General features: G+C 46.4%; 3 protein-coding genes. All 3 read right to left on the bottom strand.

Going from position 1 to position 3,331, the window contains the following annotated elements; genetic code table 11:
• Positions 1 to 1,418 (bottom strand): 2-oxoacid:acceptor oxidoreductase family protein (locus WJ238_RS00200; protein WP_337605827.1); only part of this gene is annotated, 1,418 nt, incomplete at its 3' end.
• A gap of 151 nt (positions 1,419 to 1,569) precedes the next feature.
• On the bottom strand, positions 1,570 to 2,436 hold the full coding sequence (gene lgt / locus WJ238_RS00195) for a prolipoprotein diacylglyceryl transferase (RefSeq protein ID WP_256194604.1): 867 nt from the start codon (positions 2,434 to 2,436) through the stop codon (positions 1,570 to 1,572).
• A 17-nt stretch (positions 2,437 to 2,453) separates the two neighbouring features.
• A partial coding sequence (gene ychF, locus WJ238_RS00190; RefSeq protein ID WP_337605826.1) for a redox-regulated ATPase YchF occupies positions 2,454 to 3,331 on the bottom strand: 878 nt, incomplete at its 5' end.

The raw sequence follows: 3,331 nt of genomic DNA, 5'->3' as shown, positions 1-3,331 counted from the left end.
GATTTGATCGGCTTTTTACCGAAACGAAGGTGAGACATTGTCACACCACCGGACTTCTTGGAGTCATAATCGAAGTAAGCCTGTGCATACATATCTGTGTTGTCACCGATGATCTTGATGGAGTTCTTGTTTGCTCCTACTGTACCGTCAGCTCCAAGTCCCCAGAATTTACAGTTGATCGTTCCTTCCGGAGTTGTAACAAGCTGCTCGCCCTCTTCCAGGGAAAGTCCTGTCACATCATCCACGATACCGATAGTGAATTTCTCTTTTTCTGTGTTGTTGTATACAGCAACAATCTGTGCAGGTGTTGTATCTTTGGAACCTAATCCGTAACGTCCGGAAAGAACCGGAACAGCGTCAAATTTTGTTCCCTTCAGAGCTGCTACAACGTCCAGCCACAGTGGCTCTCCAAGAGCACCCGGCTCTTTTGTTCTGTCTAATACAGAAATTGTCTTAACTGTGTCAGGAATTGCATCGATCAGTGCCTGTGCGCTGAATGGTCTGTACAGACGTACTTTTACAAGACCAACCTTCTGTCCTGCTGCCAGCAGATAGTCAACTGTCTCCTCGATGGTATCACATACAGATCCCATAGCGATGATAACCTTCTCTGCATCTGCTGCTCCATAGTAGTTGAACAGTTTGTAATCTGTGCCGATCTTAGCATTTACCTTGTCCATGTATTCCTGAACGATAGCCGGCATAGCTGCATAGTACGGGTTGCTTGCTTCTCTTGCCTGGAAGAAGATATCCGGGTTCTGTGCGGAACCTCTCTGGCATGGATGATTCGGATTCAGAGCATGTTTTCTGAATGCGTCAATTGCGTCCATATCTACCAGATCTTTCAGATCTTCATAATCCCATGTCTCAATCTTCTGAATTTCGTGAGATGTACGGAAACCGTCAAAGAAATTGATGAACGGAATGCGTCCCTTGATTGCAGAGCAGTGTGCAACCGGTGTCAGGTCCATAACTTCCTGTACACTTGATTCACACAGCATTGCACATCCGGTCTGACGACAGGCATATACGTCTGAGTGATCTCCGAAAATAGAAAGTGCATGGCTTGCAAGAGCACGTGCAGATACGTTGAACACACCTGGAAGCTGCTCACCTGCAATTTTGTAAAGGTTCGGGATCATAAGGAGCAGACCCTGGGAAGCTGTGTATGTTGTAGTCAGGGCACCTGCTGCCAGTGATCCGTGAACAGCACCTGCTGCACCAGCCTCTGACTGCATTTCAGTCACCTGTACTTCCTGTCCAAAGATGTTCTTTCTTCCCTGTGTTGCCCATTCATCTGTAGCTTCTGCCATGACAGATGACGGGGTAATCGGGTAAATTGCGGCAACGTCTGTATATGCGTATGACGCATGAGCTGCTGCATGATTACCATCCATGGTCTTCATTTTTCTTGCCATTTTTTGTTCCTCCTTAGATTTTGAAAAATAATAATTTATTTTTTCACATATATTTTTATTATAGACCGTGCCATTTTAAAAGTCCAGATTTTACTCTGTTTTCTTTTGTTTCTTTTTCGGTACAAAAAGGAAAAACGGAATCCTTCCGCATTTATAAGGATTCCGTCTCTTTCTTTTTTCTTCTTCCGCATATGATCCAGATTACTGACACGATCACCAGCGTTCCCGCCAACACCTGTGACACCGGAATTTCCGTTCCCGGAATCCAGAGCTGATCTGTCCGAAGCCCTTCGATCCAGAACCGCCCCAGGCCGTATCCTCCCAGATACAACAGGAAAATTTCTCCGTTAAATTTCTTATGTGTCCGGTACAAAAGCAAAAGCACAAGAACTCCCAGACACCACAAAGACTCATAGAGGAAAGTGGGATGTACCTGGATATAGGATACGCCGTCTATGACTTCTATGTGATCCCGGATCTTCTCTGTCAGATCTGAAGTGCGCACTGCATCCAAAGGAAGCCTCATCGCCAACACGCTGTCTGTATATTCCCCAAAAGCTTCTCTGTTAAAAAAGTTCCCCCATCTTCCAATCATCTGCCCGGTCACAAGACCAAAGACTGCCGTATCAAGAAGCAGGGCAACCGGCTGTTTTTTCACCCTGGCCACCACAAACACAGTAATGACTGCCGCAATGACTCCGCCGTAAATCGCAAGACCTCCATGGCGGGTATTAAAAATCTCCAACAGATTATCTTTGTACATATCCCAGGCGAACACAACATAATAAATGCGGGCGCCGATGATCCCGAATATAATTCCGAACATAGCCAGATCCAGATAATCCTCCTGCTTCTGTCCGGTCCTTTTTGCTTCCATCAACGCCATGGCGATACCGGCCAGCATTCCGATCCCGATCGTGATTCCGTAATAAGCAATATCAAAGCCGAAAACTGTCACTGTCTTTCCTACATTTTCCAGGTGGATGCCCAGATTAGGAAAGTCAATTGATGTATGCATAAGCTGCCTCATCCTTTCTATACGTTAAACCTAAACAGCATGATATCGCCATCCTGTACCACGTAATCTTTTCCTTCCAGCCGTACAAGTCCCTTTTCCTTTGCAGCATTATGGGATCCGCATGCAATAAGATCGTCATAAGCGACCACCTCTGCCCGGATAAAGCCCCTCTCAAAATCCGTGTGGATCTTGCCGGCAGCCTGCGGTGCCTTTGTTCCTCTCTTGATGGTCCATGCTCTTACCTCCGGCTCTCCTGCTGTCAGGTAACTGATCAGCCCAAGCAGATGATAACTTGCCTTGATCAGTTTCTCAAGTCCGGACTCGGATAGTCCCAGATCTTCCAGGAACATTTTCTTTTCTTCCTCTTCCAGTTCCGCAATCTCCTGTTCAATCTGAGCGCATACAACAAATACTTCAAAACCTTCTTCCGCCGCATACTCCCTTACTGCCTGTACGCCTGCATTGGAAGCGCCGTCATCCGCCAGATCATCCTCAGTTACATTGGCAGCAAAGATAACCGGCTTATAAGTGAGAAGATTATAGCTCTCCAGCCATTCCTGCTCTTCTTCATCTTCTGCTCCGTCAAAACTCTTTGCCAGTTTTCCATCTTCCAGATGAGCCTTGATCTTCTCCAGCAGTTTCAGCTCTTTGGCCGCTGTCTTATCATTTCTTGCAACCTTGGTTGTCTTCGCGATCCTCCGCTCCAGAATTTCCAGATCAGAGAAGATCAGTTCCAGATTGATCGTCTCAATATCTCTCATGGGATCAATGCTTCCGTCCACATGGACAATATTGCTGTCTTCAAAACAGCGCACTACATGGACAATCGCATCCACTTCCCGGATATTTGCCAGGAACTGATTGCCAAGCCCTTCTCCCTTGGAAGCTCCTTTTA

Origin of the sequence: Claveliimonas sp. (assembly GCF_037273965.1) — a bacterium.
Classification (GTDB): Bacteria; Bacillota; Clostridia; order Lachnospirales; family Lachnospiraceae; genus Claveliimonas; species Claveliimonas bilis.
This window is presented reverse-complemented; position numbering and strand designations above follow the sequence as displayed.

What these genes read in the sequence shown, in the direction of transcription:
- lgt (WP_256194604.1), bottom strand. Translation starts at nt 2,436, where the DNA reads ATGCATACATCAATTGACTTTCCTAATCTGGGCATCCACCTGGAAAAT.